Genomic DNA, 21,056 nt, shown 5'->3' on the forward strand with positions numbered 1-21,056 from the left:
ACCAGGCTCCACGCCCGCCATCTGCGGGTTTCGATGCTTCGTACACCCGGTGAGGGACGAGCTCCAGCGGTTCCGGGGAATGCTGCGCACAATATTGACCGAGCGCTCGGTCAGTTTTACATTTCTGGCCAACCGCGGACCCTCCGCGGGGAGTTCAAGCAGGAGGCACAAGTGAGCCGTCCCGAATCCAGCCGACACGCACGCAGCGCCCTGAGCCGCCGCGGATTCCTCGCCGCGGCCGGTCTGACCGCCGCCGGCGCCGCCCTCGCCACGACCCGCTTCCAGGCCGGGGCCGCCACGGCCGCGGGCACCTTCCGGGTCCCGGTCGAGGACGTCCGCCACACCCGTACGTGGATGGCCTGGCCGGACAGCACGTCGATCTGGGGCAACAAGCTGAGCGGCGTCCAGGCGGACATCGCCCTGATCGCCCGCACCGTCGCGAAGTACGAGCCCGTCGTGATGTGCGCCAACTCGGGCAGCGCCGCCAAGGCCCGCCAGCTGTGCGGCTCCACGGTCACCGTCATCAGCAGCATCCCCGTCGACGACTGCTGGATGCGCGACTCCGGGCCCGTCTTCCGTACCGACGGGGCCGGCGGCCTCGACGCGATCGGCCTCAACTTCAACGGCTGGGGCAACAAGCAGACCCACGCCAAGGACGCCCTCGTCGCCGGACGCGTCGCGTCGTACGCGGGCGTGCCGATCACCTACGCGGACATGGTCGGTGAGGGCGGAGCCATCGAGCAGGACGGAGCCGGCACCCTCATGGCCACCCGCAGCAGCCTCGTGAACCGCAACCGCAACCCCGGGAGGACGGAGCGGCAGCTGGAGGCGGTCATGTGCGCCGCGTACGGCGCCTCCAAGGTCATCTGGTTCGACGGCGTCAAGGGCCAGGACATCACCGACGACCACGTCGACGCCACGTCCCGCTTCCTCGCCCCCGGCGAGGCCCTCGTCCAGATGCCGCTCGCGTCCGACAACGACGCCTACGCCCGGGACGCGCGCCAGCAGTTCAGCATCCTGTCCGCCTCGACGACCTCCAGCGGCGTCCCGATGGACACGATGCGGCTCCAGGGCCCGGACTACAACAAGATCCGCTCCGCCAACCCGGAGTTCCTCGCCTCGTACGCCAACTTCTACCTCTGCAACGGCGCCGTCATCAGTGCCCACTTCGGCGACACCCGCGCGGACCAGGCGGCGAAGGCGACCCTGCAGAACCTCTACCCCGACCGGGTCATCGAGCAGCTGAACATCGACCGCCTCGGCACCGGTGGCGGCGGCATCCACTGCGTCACCCAGCAGCAGCCCGTCCGCTAGCGAGCGGGGCACGGCGACCGAGGGCCGGAGCAGGCCCGCGGAGACCCTGGCGGGAGTCCGGTCGGATCGGGGCGAACCCCGCCCGCCCCGACCGGACATCCCGACCGACCGACGTTCCGGCCGACGGGCCGGCTGACGGACCGGACCGACGGACCGGCCCGACCGACGTTCCGGTCGACGGACCGACCGACGTTCCGGCCGACGGACCGACGGACCGACCGACCGGCGACCGCTCGCCGGCACAGCTGAGGAAAGGCGCACGGGTGATCGACCGGTTCGGCAACAACAGCAACGGCGAGGGCGGACTCAGGGCCGGAGCCCTCGGGACGTTCGACTCCGTGGTCATGGCGGTCGCGGGCTGCGGACCGGCGTACACCGCCGTCGCGCTGATTCCCGCGCTCATCGCGGCGGTCGGCCCGGCCGCCCCCGCCGCCCTGCTCTACGGCGCGATCCCCATGGTCGGCATCGCCCTGGCCTTCCGGCACCTGGGACGGCTCGACGTCAACGCCGGCGGCACGTACTCCTGGGTCGCCCGGACCCTGCACCCGGTCCTCGGCTTCCTCAGCGGATGGGCCGTGGTCGCCGCGACCACCCTCTTCGTCATCGCCTCCACGACCCCCGCCGGCAGGGCCACCCTGTCCCTCTTCGACGAGGACCTGGCCGGAAACGGCATCCTGGCCACCGGCGTCGGCCTCGGCCTGTTCCTCCTGATGGCCGCCCTCGTCGCATCGGGTGCCCGGATCGCCGCCGGGGCGCGGGCCGTCGCTCTCGGAGTCCAGCTGACCCTCCTGATCGCCGTGGCCCTCGCCGCGCTGACGCGGGACGTCCACGCGGCGACGTTCTCCCTCTCCTGGTTCGGCTTCGAGCACTTCGACTCCACCCACTCCTTCACCGCCGGCGCCCTGATCGTGGGCGCCCTGTACTGGGGCTGGGACGTGACGGCGAACCTCAGCGAGGAGACCCGCGGCGGCCGGGGCGGCTCCGGACTCGGCGGTCTCATCGGCCTCCTGGTCGTCGCCGCCACGCTCCTCACCCTGACCGTCGGCGCGAGCGTGCTCCTCGGACCCGACGCCGTGACGACGGACGGAAGCTTCCTGCTCCGGCTCGGGGAGGCGGCCTGGCCCGGGGTGGGCGGCACCCTGCTCGTCCTCGCCGTACCGCTGTCCATGGCCGCCACCCTGGAGACCACCCTCCTCCAGGCGACCCGCACGCTCTTCGCCATGGGCCGGGACCGTACGGTCCCCCCGTTCCTCGGCCGCGTCCACCCCCGGCGGAGGACCCCCGTGGCATCCACGCTGGCCGTCTGCGCGGTCACGGTGACGACCCTGACGCTCGTGGTGCTCATCGACCCCGGGGTCGGCATCCTCGACGACGCGCTCCAGGGCATCGGCCTCCTCATCGCCTTCTCCTACGCGCTGGCCGGCATCGCCGTCGCCGTGGCCTTCCGCCGGGTGCTGTTCGCCTCCGCCGGCAACCTGCTCCTCCTGGCGGTGTGGCCGCTCCTCGGCGTGGCCTTCAACGTCTGGGTCCTCGCCGCCTCCGTCCGGACGCTGTCCGGGACGCAACTGGCCATCGGCCTCGGCGCGCTGGCCGTCGGGCTGATTCCGCTGGGCGTCGCGTGGCTCCGGGGCGAGCGGTCCTTCTTCCGCCCGAGGCCGCTCCACCCGAACGGCACGGGCACGGCGGACGCTGCCACCACCGACGCGCTGCCGACGACCGGCCCCGCCGACGGCCGGCGGGACAGCCTCCTGTCGGACTTCTGAACCGCCTCGCCCCGTATCCGCACGAGGGAGAACCGACATGGCAGGCCGACCGCGCCGCACACCGGCACCCGTCTACGACCCGGCCTTCGGTGACCGGGCACTCGCCGAGGGCCGTGAGGACATGCTCCTCGGCCGCTGGGAAGGCGCCCGCGACCTGCTCGAACGGAGGCCCGGCGACTGGGACGGGAGGGCGCACCGCATCCGCCTGCTGGCCGACGCCGCGGCGGGGAGACGCACCGTCGACCTGTGGCAGGCGTCGGAGCCGGGCAACCCCGACGCCGCCGTCCTGCGGGCGGAGACCGAGGTGATGCGGATGTTCGCCGCGGCCCGGGCCGGGCGGACCCCCGACGCCGAGCGGCTGGGGCGCGCCGCCCGGCTCTGCCACCGCGCGGTCGAGCTCGCACCCGCGGACCCCCAGCCGTGGGTCTCGCTGCTCACCCTCGGCAGACTCCACCCCGGCGGGCACCCCGACATGTCGGCCTGGTGGAAGGAGATCCTCGCCCGGGACCCGTACCACCGGGAGGCCCACCACCAGGCACTGCGCCATCTGTCCGCCCGCTGGCACGGCTCGTACGGTGCGGCCCTCAACTTCGCCTGGGACGTGGCGAGTTCCGCCCCGTACGGATCGCCGCTCGCGATCCTCCCGCAGGTCGCCCGTGCCGAGCACTACCGGTACCGGGTGGAGACGGAGGCGAGGCCGGTCCTCGGCCTGACGCACCACTGGAGCGACGAGCACCCCCGCGGCGACCTCCGCCTCGCGCTCGACCGGTGGATCGCCCACCGGGTGCCCGGGGCGCAGGACGTCGCCGACCTCAACCATCTGGCGCACGGTCTGGTCATGGCCGGAATGGACGACCGGGCGGGCGCCGTCTTCCGGCTCCTCGGCAACCGGGCGACCGACGTGCCCTGGTCCTGTACGGGCGACGCGGAGCAGCTCTTCGTCCGCTGGCGCGACAGGACAGCGACGGACGCACGGTGAACGCCGAACGGGCTCGCCCCACGCCGCGCCGTAGGCCGGACAGGCGGACCGCCGCCCGCCGTGCCGTACGCCGGACAGGCGGACCGCCGCCCGCCGTGCCGTACGCCGGACAGGCGGACCGCCGCCCGCCGTGCCGAAGACCGAACCGGTGGGCCGCGTGCCGTGCCGAAGGCCGGACGCGCGAGCCGCCCGCCGTGCGGAACGCCCGGCCCCGGAAGACCGGCCCGGCCCGCGCCGCCGACGGCGAGGTCAGGTCCGGCGGCTCCGTGACACCCGCACCGCCGCGACGACCCCCACCCCCACGGCGGTGAGCGTCGCCAGTCCGGCGTACAGCCACGGCGCCCCGAGCCCGGGCGCGTTCGCCACCCGGACGCCGACGAAGCTGCCGAGCGCCTCCCCGAGCCCCGTGGCCAGCGCCGCCAGGGAGAAGTACACCGCGTGGCGGTCCGAGGGGCCCGACGCGCCGACGAGGACGTCGAGCGACGGCATGAGGAACATCTCGCCGAAGGTCACGCACACGACCCCGGTGAACAGCCCGACCGCTCCCCACCCCGCGCCGAGGCAGGCGAAGGCCGCGGCGAAGCAGCCGAAGCCCAGCAGGCAGAGCGTGCCAGGCGAGAGCCCCAGCCGATCCGTCAGCAGGACCAGCGGCAGCTGGAGCACGATGATCAGCAGCCCGTTGACGAGGAACACCGTGCCCAGGGAGCCGTCGCTCCCCAGGATGGTGCTCGCATGGAGCGGGAGCGTGGCGAAGAGCTGGGTGTAGAGGACGAACCCGAGGGCGATCAGCGCGAGCGGTACGCGCGGTCCCCGGTCCCTTCCCAGCAGCGACAGCTGTGCGCGCAGGGGCACACCGGCGGGTTTCCGGTCGGCACCCTCGGGAGGACGTACGGCGAGCACCGGACCCAGTGCCACGAGGTTGGCCCCCGCCGCCGCGAGGCAGAAGGCGGCCATCCCGAACCGCTGCTGGACGGCGACACCTGCCAGCGGGCCCAGCGCCATGCCGATGTTGACGGCCACGGCCTGCGCGGCGAAGCCCCTCGTCCGGCCGGCGGCGGGGGCGGCCGCAGCGATGAGCTTCAGCGCCATCGCGTTCATCCCGAACGCCAGGCCGACGACCGGGAGCAGGGCGGCCAGGGCCACGGGATGTCCGCCGGCCGCCGCGAGCACGGCGAACGCCGCAGCGCCGAGTCCGAGCGCGAGCCGGATCGCCGTGGCGGGCCGCAGCCTGCCCAGCGCCTGCCCCGCGAGGACGCGCATCAGGCGCAGGCAGACGACGCCCTCCGTCACCAGGGCCGCCACGGTGCCCGCGCTCAGATGACGGGTCTGGGTGAGGTGCAGCGGGAGCACGGTCAGCAGGGCCCACACCGCACAGCAGGCCAGGGTCCACTGGGCGAGCACGGCCCTGTGCGCCGCACGGCCTTCCGCCGCCCGGGAGCGGGAGGGCGCGTCCGCGCTCATCGTGAGGCCCCGGCGTCGTCCGAGGGTTCCGTGAGGACCGGACTCGCCGCGTCCGCCGCGCGTTCCAGAACCTCGCGCACGGCGGTGTGGCTGCCCCGCCGCGCGACGACGGAGCCGAGGACGCAGCTCATGTAGTCCGCCGGTGGCAGGGCCACCGGGGTGCCGACGGCCTGGTCGAGGGCCATGTGTTCCACGCCGGGGAGTTCGAGGACGGCGTTGAGGCCGCCGAATCCGGCGAAGACGCCCGACCGCGGGCTGATGAGCTGCCGTGAGCCGGCGTGGAACGCCGTGCGCGGGGTGAGGTCGGGAGCGTTCCCGGTGGCCACGGCGATGGCCGCCGCGTAGAAGTCGATGCCGGTGGCCAGCGGGATCAGATGGGAGGTGATGTACCCGCCGCCGATCCGCCCGGCGACCTCGATGAGCTTCACCGTGCCGTCCGGCAGCACACGGCATTCCAGGTGGAAGGCGCAGTCGCGCAGGCCGGTGGCCCGCACGGTGACCTCGGTCAGCGCCTCGACGGCCTGCCGCCGGACCGGGTCCAGCGCGGTCGGATGGACCTGTAGGTACTCGATCGAGTAGTCGGGAGCGACCCACTTGTCGGTGATGCCGACGATCTGCGGCCGGTCGCCGACGACGAGGCCCTCGACACTGTGCTCGGTGCCGTCGACGAACTCCTCGTGGATCAGCTCGCCGGGCCGGGCGCGGAAGATGGGATCGCGTTCGGGCCGTGTGAACGACCGCAGCAGCCCGTACGCCTCGTCGAGGCCGGAGGCGTCGTCGACCCGGTGGATGCCGCGGCTGCCGGAGGCGCTCGTGGGCTTCAGGATCGCGGGGAACCCCACCCGCGCCACGGCCGCGCGCAGCGAGGCCTCGTCGTGGACGCGGGCATAGGCGGGCATCAGGTCGGGCCGGCCGGCCGTAGCGAGGGCCTCGCGGGTCAGGTACTTGTTGCGGACGGTACGGGCGGCCTCGACCGGCAGTCCGGGCAGGCCGAGCTCGGCCGCCAGCGCGGCGACGAACTCGACGTCGCGGTCACCCCAGGTGAGGACGCCGTGGACGTCGTGGCGGCGGGTGAGGTCGAGGGCCGCGGCGCGGGCGGCCGCGGAGTCGAAGGTGTCCACGACCCGGGTCTCGGCGACGAGTTCGGAGGCGAAGGGCGGCCGGCGGTCGGCGAGGACGATCACGTCGTAGCCGAGCCGGTGTGCGGCGAGGGCGGTGGCGTTGACCTCCAGCGGCGACCGGCGGGCGTTGACGAACAGGACGGCAGGCATACGTACTCCGTGAGGTGCGGGAGGGAGGGGCGAGCGGGGCGACGGTCCGTCACGCCGGGTCCGGCGGGGCCGTGGCGTTCGGTGGGGCTGGCGGGGCTGCTGGGGCTGTGGCCTTCGGTGGGGCTGCCGGGTCCGGCGGAGCTGTGGCGTTCGGCGGGGCTGCCGGGGCTGGCGGATTCGGCGGGGCCGGGCCGTGCGGCGGGGCCGTGCGGATCAGCGGGGCCGTGTGGTGAGTTCCCGTACGACCGGGGCGCTCACCGGCTCGAAACGTGGCAGCCGCCCGGACATGGGGCGACGGCCGTCGTCGGCGGCGAGAAGGGCTCCGGCCGCGTCCGGCGCCGGGGTACCGGGGAGCGAAAGACAGGCCCAGACCCGTGCCGCCCACCGCGGCATGAGGGGCGCGCCGAGCGCGGCCAGTACGGCGAGGGCGGCGGTCGCCCCCGCGGCCTCGGCCGCTGCGGGCGCCACGGCCAGCCAGTCGTCGACCGCCGCTGCCGCTTCCGCGAGGTCCCCCGTGGCGAAGGCCCTCCTGTGCCGCCGCACCGTCTCCTCGTACCGCCCGAGCACGCGCGCGCGGCTCGGATCCGTGGGCCGTGCGGCGGGCGGGCCGGTGCGGTGACGGGCCGTGGCCTCGCAGAGGTCGAGCACCCGGCCGAGGCGGCCCACCAGCGTCACCGCCACGTCGTCGGCGAACGCCTCGGGCGTGAAGTCGGTCGGCTTCTCACCCGGGTCGAGACGCGCCAGGTGAAAGCGGAGCGCGTCCGTGTCCAGCCCGGCCGCCACGTAGTCCGACACGCGGATGACGTGGTGACGGCTGGTCGAGAACTTCTCCCCGTCCAGGGTCATGAACTGGTTGAAGCGGTACGCGTCCGGTGCGGACGGCACGTCGGCGGCCTCCTGCACGGCGAGCTGCATGAGCAGCGGCAGCGCGCCGTCCATGCCGAAACACAGGGTGAACCGGGGCCGGTCCCCGCCACCCGGCAGCAGGGGGTTGCCCGGCAGGCCGTGCCGGCGGGCGTGCTCCCGGCCGGCGAGCAGGAACATCGCCGTCGTGCCGAGGGCGTACGTCGAGTGGACCTGCCGGGGCCCCAGGTCGCCGCCCGTGGTCCACGGGACGCCCCAGCCGAGCGGGTGGGTCAACCGCCAGGTGTGACCGTTGAGTTCCAGGTACCGGCGGACGAGGTCGACGTAGCCGTCGGGCACCCGCCGTGCACGGACCATGGACAGGAGGGAGTCGGAGTCCAGCCGGAGGAACGCCGAGCGGGTGTCGGTCTCGGTGACGCGGGTGCGGGCGTGGCGGGCGCGGGGGTCTCGCACACCGCCGGGCTGGAACCACATCCCGCACGCCTCGCAGGCGTATCCGGCCACGCCTTCGCCACAGGCCGGACAGCGCCCGGCGAGCCGGTACGCGACGAGTTCCTCGCCGGTGGACGCCTCGGCGAGCAGCCGCTCGTCGCGTGGCTCGACGCGTCCCCGCTCGGTCAGCCGCTCGGCGAGCCAGTGGTGCCAGGCGCGGTGGTCCCGTGCGGCCGGCTCGTCATGGACGTCGAGGAAGACGTCGGGTGCGCAGTCCGTCGCGTGCAGCGCGTCCCGGATGCGGGCGTGGTAGTCGAGGGCGGTCTCCTCCGGCGTCCGGTCCTCGCGCCGCGCGGCGTCGAGGACGTACGACTCCCAGCCGTCGGTGGCCGAGACGGTGGTGACCCGGTGGCCCTCGGCGCGCAGATGGCGGGCCAGGGCGTCGGCCGCCAGGAAGGGACCGCCGAGATGTCCGAGGTGGAGCTCCCCGTTGGGGGTGGGCAGGGCGGCAAGGATCAGATGGTCGGGCATGCGGAGTCCGTACGTATGAGGGAGGGCGCGAAGGCGACACGAAGGTGGTGCCCCCCGGGCCCGAGGCGCGGGGCCACGGGCGCGGGGGAGTTCAGGCGGCGGGGGAGACGGGACGGGGCGCGGCGGACTCGGCCCGCGCGGGAGCGCGGGGGGCGCGGAGGGAGGTCACAGCGCCAGCAGCTCCAGGACCCGGTCGGCGATGCCCCAGGAGAAGCGGGCGCCGCCACCGGAGGCGGCCGCCGCCCGGACGACACCGGGGGCCGGCCGGTCGGTGAGCGGCGTGCGGTCCGGGGTGTAGCCGTCGACCGCGGCCGGGCCGGGGACGGCAGCGGGTGCGAGTCCCGGCAGGCGCCCGGCGAGTACCGCCCGGCCCGCCGCCAGGGTGCGCGGGCTCCACGTGGCCCCGGTCCACGGGCCGGCCTGGTCCCCGGTCCACGGGCCGGCCTGGTCCCCGGTCCGCGGGCCGGCCCGGTCGCCCGTTCGGGGACCGGCCTGGCCCTCCGTTCGTGGGCCGCCCCCGTCGCCTCCGGTGCCGGGCGGGACGTCCCACTCCTCGCACCGGAAGCTCGCCCACCCCCCTCCGGGGGCGCCGGTGCCGTCCGGCGCGGGGAGCAGGAACAGGTCGTCGTCGGGGAAGCAGAGCAGGGGTGCGCCGGGCGGCAGGTCGCGGTCGATGCGCAGCGCGGCCATCCTCTTGGTGCGCCACGGCGGTCGCTCCGGGCCCTGGGAGGCGACCTCGGGTCCCGGCCACGCACCGGTGGCCAGTACCGTCCGGCTGGTGGAGACCAGGCCCCCGTCGGCCAGCAGGAGTCGCTGTGAACCGCTCCGGGACTCGATCCGCGTCACCCGCGCGCCGAGCCTGACGCGGCCGTGCGCACCGGCCACCGCGTCCAGCAGGGCCGCCGCGGCACCGGCGGTGTCCATGACGGTGATTCCACCGCGGACGGTGGCCAGCCCGTCGCCCCGCCCGAGGAGCGGTTCGCCCCAGGCCGCACGGGCGGCGCCGGTCAGTTCGCCGGACGCGGGATCCATACGCGTGCCGATCGTGTGCCGGGCCATCGTGTCCAGCGTGGCGGCTCGGGCGACGACGAGGACCGGCACCCGCCGCAGGTGGGGCCGGAGCAGTGCACGGACGGCCGGGTCCTCCGTCCACACCGCGCCGCGCTCCAGCAGCCGCCGTTGGCCGGGCGTGCTCGCCCACGGGGCCAGGACGCCCAGCGAGCGCCGGGTGGCCGAGCCGGAGCCGGGGGCCGTGTCCCCCTGGTCGAGCACCGTGATGCGACGGCCGCGATGTGCGGCGGACACGCGCAGGGCGATCGCGGCACCGATGATGCCACCGCCGACCACCGCGACATCCGTCTCCGACTCCGTCCCCGTCTCCACCTTGGTCCCCGTTCCCGTCCCCGTCTCCCGCTCCGGACACCCGGTGCGAGCGGGGTCAGCGCTCATCGACTGCACGGCCGTCGTCATCGGCAGGAGCGGTGGCATCGGCATCGGCATCGGCATCGGGATAGGCCTCGGGATCGGGATAGGCCTCGGGATCGACATCGATATCGGGATCGGCATCGAGGGCGCCGACGAGCGTGGCCACGATCTCCGTACGGCGCATCCGCCCGGCCCTGTGCTCATCCCGCAGCACCTCGACCTCGGCCACGTACCGCTCGCCGACCCGCTGCCCCATCTGCGCGCGCAGTTCGGGCAGTCGACGGGCGAGCGCCGCGTGGAGCCGTTCCACGCACTCCGCGTCGTTCGCCGTCAGATCCCGTACCTCGACGTGGAAGCCCGCCGCGGCCAGCGCTCCCTCCCAGTCCGGGCACGGCGCGAAGAGGCCTTCCTGGAGGGTGAGTTCGATGTCCCGGGAGGTCTGCGGGCGCAGGATGCGGCTGATCACGACGACCACCGCGGGACGCGCCCCGCGCAGGACCGTCCGCCAGTTGCGTACGGCCACGGCCGGATCCGACCAGTACCCCGAACCGATGGCCAGCACCGCGTCGAACGACCGTGGCGGCACGTCGGGGGCCGCCATGTCGCCGACCAGGTAGCTCACCCTGCCGTCGGAGGTCCGGTCGTCCCGGGCGCCACCGGCCAGGCGCGCGCGGGCGACCCGGACGGCGGCGGGGCTGGCGTCGAGGCCCACGGCCTCGCAGCCCGTCCGCCCCGCGAGCGCGGCGGTCAGCCCGCCGGTGCCGCATCCGGCGTCGAGCACCCGGGTGCCCTCCGACCAGCCCAGCCGTGCGGCGAGGCGCTCCAGGTAGTCCGGGGTCGCCCCGCTGAACTGCCCGGCGAACTGGTCACCGAGCGCCTCCGCGTACGCCGCGTCGATGGCGGGGACCTCCTGGTACGAGTCCCATTCCTCGGCGATCTCCGCCACGGCGGAGCCGGTGGACGATCCGTCGCTCATGCCATGCCCTCTTCCGTCGTCCGTGTCGCCCGTGTGCGCACCTTCAAGCCGTCGAGGAACGCCTCGATCCCGCGATCCGCCGCCTGCGCGCTCTCCGCTCCGAGGCAGACCGTGCCGACGCGGTCGGCGGACGAGGCGGCGGGCGGGACGATGTCCCCCGGGGCGACGGAGAGTTCGGCGTGGATCAGCCCGGGCCGCGCGGCCGGGAGGTCCCAGCCGTCGACGCCGGTGACCACACCCGGTTCCGGCAGGACGAAGCGCACGGCGGCGCCCCGCGTCGGCCCGGTCGGCAGCGGCACCGGGAGTCCGAGCAGATCGTCGTGGAGGGCACCGAAGAGCTCGAGTCCGGGGCAGGCCCACTCGACCATGGCGTGCAGCCAGTCGCCGCCGGGCCGCACGTGCATCTCGCCGAGGACGGGGCCCCGGTGGGTGAGCCAGCACTCGACGTGGAAGATCCCGTGGGTCAGCCCGAGCGCCCGCAGTGCCTGCGTCGCCTCCAGGGCGATCTCCGTGTGTCCCCCGAAGGGCAGGACGACGGGGGTCGTGTGTCCGGCCTCGACGAACGTGCCCGGTGCGAGCAGTTTGCGGGTGACGGCGAGGGCGTGCGGAGTGCCGTCCACGAAGACGCCCTCCACGCTGAACTCCGGCCCGCCGACGAACTCCTCGACCAGCACGGGCTCGTGTTCCGCCCCGCGCCGTGCCGCGGTCAGAGCCTTCGCCACGTCGCCGGCGCGGTCCACCCGTACGACGCCCTCACTGCCCGCGGCGTCGCGCGGCTTGACGACGACCGGACCGCCGTGCCGGGTGAGGAAGGAGGTGACGTCCTCGGCGGAGGCGCAGAGCGCGGAGGCCGGCTGCCGGAAGCCGAGCTCTCCCAGCCGCCGCCGGCACAGGTCCTTGGTGCGGACGGTGCGGACGAGTTCGGGCCGGTTGCCGAGGAGGCCGAGGGCATCGGCGACCCGGGCGACTGCGAGGACCGAGTACTCCCGGAATCCCGTCACCGCGTCCACGGCATGGTGCTCGCCGTACTCCAGGGCCCATGCCACACAGGCCTCGGGGTCGGTGTGGTCGAGGGGGTGCGTCTCGTCCGCGAGGGCGGCGTACTCGGGCGCGGCGGCGAGCGCGTCCGGCGTGTCGGTCACCACGACCCGGCTGCCCCTGGCCTTGAACTGGCTCAGGGCACGCAGGCTCAGATCGCGTCCGTGGCCCGCTCCCTCGGGCGCGGCCCCGCCCAGGACCAGGATCGTGCTCATGCCGACCACCACACCGAGAAGACGGTCAGCGCACCGGTGCCGGAGTTCCGCACACGGTGCCGCTCGCGGGTCGCGAAGTGGAAGGAGTCGCCCGTGCGCACCGGGTACGCGTCACCCGCGTACTCCACGTGTCCCTCCCCGGCCCCGATGAACCACGTCTCGACGACGCCGTGGACGTCGACATCGGTCGCGGCGCCCGGCGGCACCACGAACACCGAGGAGGAGAAGGGGGCGGGGACTCCGGTCAGGTCGTGCTCGCGCAGGGTGATCCCGTCCGGCCCGGGGATCTCCGGGAGGCACGTGAGGGGGCCGCCCCCGGAGAGGGGTGCGTCATGCATGGGTGGTCCTTTCGTGGGGGGTGCGGACGGCTGCGGCGGGCGTCGACGACCAGGCGACCGTCGTGGTGTCCCGTTCCGTCCGGTAGAGCTCGCGTCCGGCGACGGCGTTGGCGATCACCGCGTTCCGCCAGGCCATCAGGCTGAGGTTGGCGTCGGCCACTCCGTGGGTGCGGGTCGCCGCCCCCTGGACGAAGATCCGGAGGCCGTCGGGGGCGTCGAACTCGATGGAGTAGTCGTCCCGCACCCGGAAGTCCGCGCCGTCGCCGTCTCCGGCCGTCGCGATGCGGTCCCGTAACGGCTCCAGGAAGCCCGGGAAGGGGGAGTGGTAGCCGGTGGCGAGAACGACGACGTCGGCCCGCTCCTGGAGGACGCTGTCGGTGTCGATGTCCCGGGTGACCACGCTGAGGGGGCCGTCGGGGCCGCCCTCCACGGCGACCAGCTCCTGCCCTGGGCTCAGCCGGTAGGCGCAGCTTCCCGGACGCAGGGCGTCGAGACGGTAGAGCTGCGCGTGGATCGCGTCGAGGAGTTCGGACGACACGCCGTCGCTCGCCATCCGCTGACGGCGCAGCAGTTCCGCCCGGCGTGCGGCGGGCAGGCGCGTGAAGTGGCGTACGTAGCCGGGGAAGAACCATTCGTTGCTGAACGCGGAGTCGTCCAGGGGGAGGAAGCCGTCCCGCCGGGTGGACCACACGAGCGAGGAGGGGAGCATTTCGTCGTCCCCCAGCAGCCAGTGCACGATCTCGGCGCCGGACTGGCCCCCGCCGATCACCACGACCTTCCTGCCGCGCGTGGCGGGTCGCCGGCGCGTGATGTCGGCGGAGTGGATCACGTGGTCGCCCCGCGGGGCGACGCAGCCGGGGATGTACGGCTCCTTGCCGGTGCCCAGCACGATCGTGCGGGTGGTGGCCAGCGGGCCGTCGGCGCCGGAGACGACGAACGTCCCTCCTTCCAGGGCGACTTCCTCGACGGCGGTGTCGAACTCCAGTTGTGGCATCAGGCCGGACGCCCAGCGGTAGTACTGCTCGAACTCCTCACGCGGGGTTCCGCTCCGCGAGGCGACGAGGTGCCGGTAGAGCCGGCCCTCCTCGGCGAGGAAGTTGAGGAAGGAGAACCGGGAGGTCGGATCGACCAGGGTGACCAGGTCCTTCAGCGGCGAGACCTGGAGACTCGCGTCGGGGAGCATCGTCCCGTCGTGCCAGCCGAAGCGCGGCCGGCGTTCGAAGAACCGGGTGACGAGGTCCTGTTCGGGGTCGAGGAGGGCGGAGAGCCCCAGGTTCGCCGGCCCGATGCCGATGCCGACGAGGTCGGGTGACGAGCGGGGGGTCCCGCGGGAGGCGTCGGTCACGGGAGCCCCAGCTCCCATGGCCGGTCTTCGGTGATGTGCATGCCTGTCAACTCCCTCTGGACACAACGGTGTCCATGCCGGAAGGGCGGTCCGCGGCGCGGCGTGGAGCACAGTCAACAGACATGGATCATGTCGGCGCCCCTTCCTTGCCGGAGGGGTGCGGGCGGACGGCGTGCCGGACCGGCGCATTGTCACTGACTGAAAATCCAGTTAAAGAGGGGGTTCCGGTGGCGCCGCGTGTCGGCCCGGCCACTCCCCGGTGTAAATTGGCGAGATCGCCGTCGCGCGGGAACGCAAAAAGGGGCTGAACCTTTGATTGCTTGGTTCAGCCCTGGGATAGCCTGGGAAAATGCTAACAGAGGTCATTGCAACCCGCTATGTCACGCCATTGCGTGAGGGCGGCTCGCTCCCCGGGATCGTCGAGGCCGACGACCTCGGCACCTATGTCATGAAGTTCACCGGCGCCGGCCAGGGGCGCAAGACCCTGGTCGCCGAGGTCATCTGCGGGCAGCTCGCCCGCCGGCTCGGACTGCGGGTGCCCGAGCTCGTCACGATTCAGCTCGACCCCGTCATCGGACTCTCCGAGCCCGACCAGGAGGTGCAGGAGCTGCTCAAGGCGAGCGGCGGACTCAACCTGGGCATGGACTACCTCCCCGGCTCGCTGGGCTTCGACCCGCTGGCGTACGAGGTGGATCCCGTCGAGGCCGGCAAGGTCGTCTGGTTCGACGCGGTGATCAACAACGTCGACCGCTCCTGGCGGAACCCGAACATGCTCGTCTGGCACGGCGACCTGTGGCTCATCGACCACGGCGCCACCATGATCTGGCACCACAACTGGCCCGGCGCCCAGGCGTCCGCCGCCAAGCCGTACGACGCCTCCGACCACGTACTCGCCCGCTACGCGCCGGACATCGCCGCCGCGGCCGCCGAGCTGGCCCCGCTCGTCACCCGCGAACTGCTCGACGAGATCGCCGCCGACGTGCCCGACGAGTGGCTCGTCGACGAGCCCGGCTTCGCCGGCACGGACGAGGTGCGGGCCGCCTACGTCGCGGCGCTGCTGCCGCGCGCCGCCACCATCCACGAGCGGATCACGCTCGGCCCGCGGACCGAGACCAGGCCGCAGCAGCCGCCCGGCTGGCTCGCCGAGCGCCTCGCGCCCCGGACGCACTCCACCGAGAAGGACAGCACCCCGTGACCGACCGCGATGTCTTCGAGTACGCGCTGCTGCGCGTGGTGCCGCGGGTCGAGCGCGGCGAGTGCTTCAACGCGGGCGTGGTCGTCTACTGCCGCGCCCGTTCCTACGTGGCCGCCCGGACGCACCTGGACGAGGCGAAGCTGTCGGTGCTCGACCCGGCGGCCGACGTGACCGGGGTGCGGGCCGCCCTGCGCGCGGTCGAGGGGGTCTGCCTGGGGGGTGACGCCGCCGGCCAGGCCGCGGGCGACGACGCCGGCCGGCGCTTCCGCTGGCTGATCGCGCCGCGCTCCACGGTCGTCCAGCCGGGGCCCGTCCACACCGGCCTCACCGCGGACCCGGAGGCCGAGGTGGAGCGGCTGCTCGACCTCCTCGTGCGCTGACCGCCCTCGCCCGGCGACGGGGAGTGACCGGGTGCACCCGGTGGGCCGTTGACACCGGGTGCCAGGGCTTCTAGCGTCTCGTTCTGCGGACGATACTAAGCGGTCGCTCATGTGCGGGACGCAGGAGCGGGTGACCGGTTCGACCGCGACCAGGGACGATCCAAGGGCGAGGAGAACCAAGCATGTCCACCACCGAGCAGCGCGTAGCCGTCGTCACGGGTGCCGCACGGGGTATCGGGGCCGCCACGGCGCTCCGCCTCGCGGCCGAGGGCCGCGCCGTCGCCGTACTCGACCTCGACGAGGCGGCCTGCAAGGACACCGTCGAGAAGATCACCGCCGCGGGCGGCACCGCCCTCGCGGTCGGCTGCGACGTCTCCGACAGCGCCCAGGTGGAGGCGGCCGTCGCGCGCGTCGCCGCCGAGCTCGGCGCTCCGACGATCCTCGTCAACAACGCGGGTGTGCTCCGCGACAACCTGCTCTTCAAGATGTCGGAGTCCGACTGGGACCTCGTCATGAACGTGCACCTCAAGGGCGCCTTCCTGATGGCGAAGGCCTGCCAGAAGCACATGGTGGACGCGGGCTTCGGCCGGATCGTGTCGCTCTCCTCCTCCTCGGCCCTCGGCAACCGCGGCCAGGCCAACTACTCGGCCGTGAAGGCCGGTCTCCAGGGCCTCACCAAGACCCTCGCCAAGGAGCTCGGCAAGTTCGGCATCACCGCCAACGCCGTCGCCCCGGGCTTCATCGTCACCGAGATGACCGCGCAGACCGCCGAGCGCGTCGGCATGGGCTTCGAGGACTTCCAGGCCGCCGCCGCGTCCATGATCCCGGTGCAGCGGGTCGGCCGCCCCGAGGACGTCGCCAACGCGATCGCGTTCTTCACCGGCGACGACGCCGGCTTCGTCTCCGGCCAGGTCATGTACGTGGCCGGCGGCCCGCTCAACTGACGACCGGCATCGAGAGGAGCAGGCAGACATGACCGCACAGGCACGGCCGGAGCTTTCCGGCAAGGTCGCCCTCGTCACCGGCGCCAGCCGGGGCATCGGCTACGGCATCGCCGAGGCGCTCGTCGCCCGCGGCGACCGGGTCGTCATCACCGGACGCGGCGAGGAGGCCCTCAAGGAGGCCGTGGAGCGCCTCGGCGCCGACCGGGCGATCGGCGTCCCCGGCAAGGCCCACGACGAGGCGCACCAGGCCGCCGCCGTGGAGGCGGCGATGGACGGCTTCGGCCGGGTGGACTTCCTGATCAACAACGCCGGCACGAACCCGGTCTTCGGTCCCATCGCCGACCTGGACCTCGGGGTGGCCCGCAAGGTCTTCGAGACCAACGTGGTCTCGGCGCTCGGCTTCGCCCAGCGGACCTGGCACGCCTGGCAGAAGGAGCACGGCGGGGCGATCGTGAACATCGCCTCGGTCGCCGGTGTCTCCGCCTCGCCCTTCATCGGCGCGTACGGCATCAGCAAGGCCGCGATGATCAATCTGACCATTCAGCTGGCCCATGAATTCGCCCCGCTCGTGCGGGTCAACGCGATTGCCCCGGCGGTCGTGAAGACGAAATTCGCGCAGGCGCTGTACGAGGGCCGGGAGGCGGAGGCGGCCGCCGCCTACCCGCTCGGCCGGCTCGGCGAGCCCGAGGACATCGGCGGCGCGGCCGCCTTCCTGACCTCGTCGCAGTCGGAGTGGATCACTGGCCAGACCCTTGTGGTCGACGGCGGGATTTTCCTGAACGCCGGAGTCGGGTGACCGATAATCGGACACTTTCCGGATTTCGTGTCCGGATTGAACCCGGTTATACGTCGAATGCCTTAAGTGCCCCGTCAGGCTCGAACATTGACCTGACGGGGTGCTGCGGTATCGTCGGCCGACCCGTGGCTGAACGAGGAGCGTGCACGTGTTCAACCGGACCAGTCTGCAGGCCGCTGCAGCCCTTGTGTCCATATCCCTGGTAACCGGATGCAGTGTCTTCTCTGACAGTGATTCGGCCGGGGATCAGAGAATCGTCGTCGGTACGACGAGCTCTCCCACCACGCTTGACCCGGCTGCCGCCTGGGACAATTCCTGGGAGCTCTTCCGGAATGTATTCCAGACCCTGGTGAGTTTCCCGACAGGCAGCACGACCCCTGATTCCGACGCCGCGGACTGCAAGTTCTCGGACACCTCCAGCCGGGTCTTCGAGTGCAAGCTCCTGGAGGGCCTCACGTTCTCCAACGGGCACAAGCTGGACGCCAAGGCCGTGCAGTACTCGATCGAGCGCATCCGCACGATCAACCACAAGGGCGGCCCGAACGGCATGCTCGGCTCGCTCGACAAGATCGAGACCGTCGGCGACCGGACCGTCGTCTTCCGGCTCAACAAGTCGGACGCCACCTTCCCGATGGTCCTCGCCACGCCGGCGATGTCCCTCGTGGACCCGGCCGAGTACCCGGCCGACCGGCTCCGCGCGGACGGCAAGCTCACCGGCTCCGGCCCGTACGTCCTCGACTCGTACACCGAGCACGAGTCGGCGGAGCTGACCAAGAACCCCACGTACAAGGGCTTCGCCGACCGCAAGAACGGCGGCGTGACCATCCGGTACTTCGACGAGTCCGAGGCGATGGTCGCCGCGCTCAAGAAGAAGGAGATCGACGCCACCTACCGCGGCCTCACCGCCGAGGAGGTCGTCGAACTCCAGGACGACAAGCCCGAGAACCAGGGTCTGCAGATCGTCGAGTCGACCGGCGCCGACATCCGCTACCTGGTCTTCAACACCCAGGACCCCACGATCGCCAAGCCCGCGGTCCGCAAGGCCATCGCCCAGATCGTCGACCGCGACGAACTGGTCAGCAAGGTCTACCAGGGCACCGCCGAGCCCCTGTACTCCATGGTGCCCAAGGGAATCGCCGCTCACACCACCAAGTTCTTCGACCGCTTCGGGGACCCGGACGCCAAGAAGGCCAAGAAGATCCTCCGCGAGGCCGGCATCACCGAGCCCGTCGAGCTGAAGTTCTGGTACACGACGGACCGCTACGGCTCCTCGACGGCCGCCGAGTTCAAGGAACTCAAGCGCCAGCTGGAGGAGACCGGCCTCTTCGAGGTCGCCATCGAGGGCAAGCCCTGGAAGGACTTCCAGGCGGGCTACCAGAAGGGCGAGTACCCGGTCTTCGGCCGCGGCTGGTTCCCCGACTTCCCGGACCCGGACAACTTCGTGGCGCCGTTCGTCGGCAAGGAGAACGTCCTCGGCACGCCGTACGTGAGCCCCAGGATCACCGGCGAACTGCTCCCGAAGTCCCGCCGCGAGAGCGACCGCGGGACCGTCACGGACGAGTTCGTGGAGGCCCAGGAGATCATGGTCCAGGACGTCCGGCTGCTGCCCCTGTGGCAGGGCAAGCTGTACATCGCGGCCCGTGACGACATCGGCGGCGGCGAGGGCGCGCTCGACCCGCAGACCGTCATGCAGCTCTGGGAGCTCAGCCGCCGGGCCAGCTGGTAGGACCCGGGGCCGGCGAGGAGCCGGGAGCCGGGAACCTGCGGGGGCCACTGTCAGTGGCCCCCGGTAGGTTCGGGGACGAGTAACAGGAACGTCCACCGGAGGTTGTTGACCGTGACCGACACCAGCATGCTGCCCGAGTCCTGGCGGGGTGTTCTCGGCGAGGAGCTGCAGAAGCCGTACTTCGCGCAGCTCACCGAGTTCGTCGAGGAGGAGCGCGTCAGGGGACCGGTCTTCCCGCCGAAGGACGAGGTGTTCGCCGCCCTCGACGCCACTCCGTACGACCGGGTGAAGGTCCTGATCCTCGGTCAGGACCCGTACCACGGCGAGGGGCAGGGGCACGGTCTCTGCTTCTCGGTCAAGCCCGGGGTGAAGACCCCGCCCTCCCTGCGGAACATCTACAAGGAGATGCAGGCCGAGCTCGGCCACCCCGTCCCGGACAACGGCTATCTGATGCCGTGGGCCCAGCAGGGCGTCCTCCTGCTCAACGCCGTGCTGACCGTCCGCTCCGGCGAGGCGAACTCGCACAAGGGCAAGGGCTGGGAGAAGTTCACCGACGCGGTGATCACCGCCGTCGCCTCGCGCCCCGACCCCGCCGTCTTCGTCCTCTGGGGCAACTACGCCCAGAAGAAGCTGCCCCTCATCGACGAGGAGCGGCACGTGGTGGTCAAGGGCGCCCACCCCTCGCCGCTCTCGGCGAAGAAGTTCTTCGGATCGAAGCCCTTCACCCAGATCGACGCGGCCGTCGCGGCCCAGGGACACGAGCCGATCGACTGGCGCATCCCGGACCTCGGCTGAGCCTCGGCCCGATCCGGCCCCGGTGCGGCTAGCGTCGGCTCTCCCAGTGGGTGAGCGGGTGGAGGTCGCGGTGACCGAGCAGCAGCAGGTGTCGGACGACGGGGTCATGACCAGGATCGGGCAGGCGATGATGCTGCTCCACGGCGGCGATCGCGAGGAGGCACGCAACCGCTTCGGGCTGCTCTGGCAGCAGATCGGCCCGGACGGGGACCCCCTGCACCGATGCACCCTCGCGCACTACATGGCGGATGCCCAGGACGACCCCGACACCGAGCTGGCCTGGGACCTGCGGGCCCTGAGTGCGGCGGAGGGCCTGGCGGGCGAGCGGCTCGCCGAGCACGGCTCCGCGATCGCCCTCCGGGCGCTGTACCCCTCCCTCCACCTCAACCTGGCCGCCGACTACGTCAAGCTCCAGCGGCCCGACGCCGCGCGGGTCCATCTGGACCGGGCCCGCGCCGCCTCGGACCACCTCGACGACGACGGCTACGGGAACGGGGTCCGGGCCGCGATCGAGCGCCTGGAGCTGCGGCTCCGGGGGGTGTGAGAACCGGGGCCGGCCGATCGGTTCCCCACCGGGGCGGACCGGCTCGCGACGACCCACCGGTTCGAGGCACCCCAAGCAGATTCGAGGCATCCCGAAGCGGAGGAGAGCCCTGTGGGCAAGGTGGTCATGTACGGCTCGGTGTCGGTGGACGGCTTCGTCGCGGACGAGAGCGACCTGCCCGGACCGCTGTTCGACTGGTTGTCCAGCGGTGACGTCCCGTTGGACGGGAGCGGCGAGCTGAAGGTGTCGCAGACGTCCTACGACTACACCCGGCCGTACTGGGACCGGATCGGCGTCACGATCGTCGGCCGCCACGTCTTCGACCTGACGGACGGCTGGGCCGGGAAGCCGCCGGGCGGGATCGACCACGTGGTCGTCGTGACGCACCGGCCGGCGCCCCGGGGCTGGGATCCCGAGGCCCCGTTTCACTTCGCCGACGGCATCGAGGCGGCCGTGGCCAAGGCGCGGGAGCTCGCGGGAGACCGCATCGTCGAGGTCGCGGCCGGTGACGTCGGTGGCCAGGTCCTGGCCGCGGGCCTGGTCGACGAGGTGCGCATGGACGTCGTACCCGTCGTGTTCGGGTCCGGCAAGCGCTACTTCGGGTCGGTCCGCGCACAGCACCTGTTGGAGGATCCCGACGAGGTCATCCAGGGCGACCGGGTGCTTCACCTGCGCTATCGGGTGCGCCGTTGACCGGCCCGGGCGGGTACGCGTAGACGTGCGC

General features: G+C 72.8%; 19 protein-coding genes. 11 read left to right on the forward strand and 8 right to left on the reverse strand.

Annotated elements, in window-relative coordinates:
- Positions 1-171 precede the first annotated feature (171 nt).
- The 3 genes from ACFQ79_RS10745 to ACFQ79_RS10755 all read left to right on the forward strand — a co-directional run bounded on the left by ACFQ79_RS10745 (position 172) and on the right by ACFQ79_RS10755 (position 4,056).
- Positions 172-1,314: an agmatine/peptidylarginine deiminase gene (locus ACFQ79_RS10745; protein WP_383581253.1), complete on the forward strand. Its 1,143-nt coding sequence runs from the start codon at positions 172-174 to the stop codon at positions 1,312-1,314.
- Between the two features lie 263 nt (positions 1,315-1,577).
- Positions 1,578-3,077: an APC family permease gene (locus ACFQ79_RS10750; RefSeq protein ID WP_383581256.1), complete on the forward strand. Its 1,500-nt coding sequence runs from the start codon at positions 1,578-1,580 to the stop codon at positions 3,075-3,077.
- Between the two features lie 37 nt (positions 3,078-3,114).
- Positions 3,115-4,056 (forward strand): hypothetical protein, encoded by a 942-nt coding sequence (locus ACFQ79_RS10755; RefSeq protein WP_383581259.1) that lies wholly within the window; start codon positions 3,115-3,117, stop codon positions 4,054-4,056.
- A gap of 249 nt (positions 4,057-4,305) precedes the next feature.
- On the opposite strand, the gene ACFQ79_RS10760 is transcribed toward ACFQ79_RS10755, so the two are convergent.
- The 8 genes from ACFQ79_RS10760 to ACFQ79_RS10795 all read right to left on the reverse strand — a co-directional run bounded on the left by ACFQ79_RS10760 (position 4,306) and on the right by ACFQ79_RS10795 (position 13,952).
- Positions 4,306-5,517: an MFS transporter gene (locus ACFQ79_RS10760; RefSeq protein WP_383581263.1), complete on the reverse strand. Its 1,212-nt coding sequence runs from the start codon at positions 5,515-5,517 to the stop codon at positions 4,306-4,308.
- Positions 5,514-6,788, reverse strand: a complete 1,275-nt coding sequence (locus tag ACFQ79_RS10765; RefSeq protein WP_383581266.1) for an ATP-grasp domain-containing protein — start codon at positions 6,786-6,788, stop codon at positions 5,514-5,516. The genes ACFQ79_RS10760 and ACFQ79_RS10765 overlap by 4 nt, the downstream gene beginning before the upstream one ends.
- Positions 6,789-7,001: 213 nt before the next feature.
- Positions 7,002-8,615 (reverse strand): class I tRNA ligase family protein, encoded by a 1,614-nt coding sequence (locus tag ACFQ79_RS10770; protein ID WP_383581268.1) that lies wholly within the window; start codon positions 8,613-8,615, stop codon positions 7,002-7,004.
- Between the two features lie 165 nt (positions 8,616-8,780).
- A complete protein-coding gene (locus ACFQ79_RS10775) occupies positions 8,781-9,998 on the reverse strand; it encodes an FAD-dependent oxidoreductase (protein WP_383581271.1) in 1,218 nt (405 codons plus the stop codon).
- Between the two features lie 55 nt (positions 9,999-10,053).
- On the reverse strand, positions 10,054-11,016 hold the full coding sequence (locus ACFQ79_RS10780; protein WP_383581273.1) for a class I SAM-dependent methyltransferase: 963 nt from the start codon (positions 11,014-11,016) through the stop codon (positions 10,054-10,056).
- Positions 11,013-12,269: an ATP-grasp domain-containing protein gene (locus tag ACFQ79_RS10785; RefSeq protein ID WP_383581275.1), complete on the reverse strand. Its 1,257-nt coding sequence runs from the start codon at positions 12,267-12,269 to the stop codon at positions 11,013-11,015. Before ACFQ79_RS10785 ends, ACFQ79_RS10780 begins: the two co-directional genes overlap by 4 nt.
- Positions 12,266-12,607 (reverse strand): cupin domain-containing protein, encoded by a 342-nt coding sequence (locus ACFQ79_RS10790; RefSeq protein WP_383581277.1) that lies wholly within the window; start codon positions 12,605-12,607, stop codon positions 12,266-12,268. The genes ACFQ79_RS10785 and ACFQ79_RS10790 overlap by 4 nt, the downstream gene beginning before the upstream one ends.
- Positions 12,600-13,952: a lysine N(6)-hydroxylase/L-ornithine N(5)-oxygenase family protein gene (locus tag ACFQ79_RS10795; protein WP_383581279.1), complete on the reverse strand. Its 1,353-nt coding sequence runs from the start codon at positions 13,950-13,952 to the stop codon at positions 12,600-12,602. Before ACFQ79_RS10795 ends, ACFQ79_RS10790 begins: the two co-directional genes overlap by 8 nt.
- Positions 13,953-14,301: 349 nt before the next feature.
- Here ACFQ79_RS10795 and ACFQ79_RS10800 point away from each other — a divergent pair, with 349 nt between their 5' ends.
- The 8 genes from ACFQ79_RS10800 (at position 14,302) to ACFQ79_RS10835 (ending at position 21,025) form a co-directional block, all read left to right on the forward strand.
- A complete protein-coding gene (locus tag ACFQ79_RS10800; protein WP_383581281.1) occupies positions 14,302-15,147 on the forward strand; it encodes a HipA family kinase in 846 nt (281 codons plus the stop codon).
- Entirely contained in the window at positions 15,144-15,527 is a 384-nt protein-coding gene (locus ACFQ79_RS10805; protein ID WP_073902014.1) for a DUF3037 domain-containing protein, read from the forward strand. Before ACFQ79_RS10800 ends, ACFQ79_RS10805 begins: the two co-directional genes overlap by 4 nt.
- A 182-nt stretch (positions 15,528-15,709) precedes the next feature.
- On the forward strand, positions 15,710-16,471 hold the full coding sequence (gene fabG / locus ACFQ79_RS10810; protein ID WP_319311502.1) for a 3-oxoacyl-ACP reductase FabG: 762 nt from the start codon (positions 15,710-15,712) through the stop codon (positions 16,469-16,471).
- Between the two features lie 28 nt (positions 16,472-16,499).
- A complete protein-coding gene (locus tag ACFQ79_RS10815) occupies positions 16,500-17,267 on the forward strand; it encodes an SDR family oxidoreductase (RefSeq protein ID WP_383581284.1) in 768 nt (255 codons plus the stop codon).
- A 148-nt stretch (positions 17,268-17,415) separates the two neighbouring features.
- Positions 17,416-18,993, forward strand: a complete 1,578-nt coding sequence (locus ACFQ79_RS10820; RefSeq protein WP_383581286.1) for an ABC transporter substrate-binding protein — start codon at positions 17,416-17,418, stop codon at positions 18,991-18,993.
- Positions 18,994-19,104: 111 nt separating this feature from the next.
- Positions 19,105-19,788: a uracil-DNA glycosylase gene (gene ung, locus ACFQ79_RS10825; protein ID WP_383581288.1), complete on the forward strand. Its 684-nt coding sequence runs from the start codon at positions 19,105-19,107 to the stop codon at positions 19,786-19,788.
- 70 nt (positions 19,789-19,858) lie between these two features.
- Positions 19,859-20,332 carry a hypothetical protein gene (locus ACFQ79_RS10830; RefSeq protein WP_383581291.1) on the forward strand — a complete coding sequence of 158 codons (474 nt, stop codon included), beginning with the start codon at positions 19,859-19,861 and terminating at the stop codon, positions 20,330-20,332.
- 111 nt (positions 20,333-20,443) lie between these two features.
- Positions 20,444-21,025: a dihydrofolate reductase family protein gene (locus tag ACFQ79_RS10835; protein ID WP_383581293.1), complete on the forward strand. Its 582-nt coding sequence runs from the start codon at positions 20,444-20,446 to the stop codon at positions 21,023-21,025.
- Positions 21,026-21,056: the final 31 nt, after the last annotated feature.

This window comes from Streptomyces sp. NPDC056480 (assembly GCF_042795405.1).
Lineage (GTDB): Bacteria > Actinomycetota > Actinomycetes > Streptomycetales > Streptomycetaceae > Streptomyces.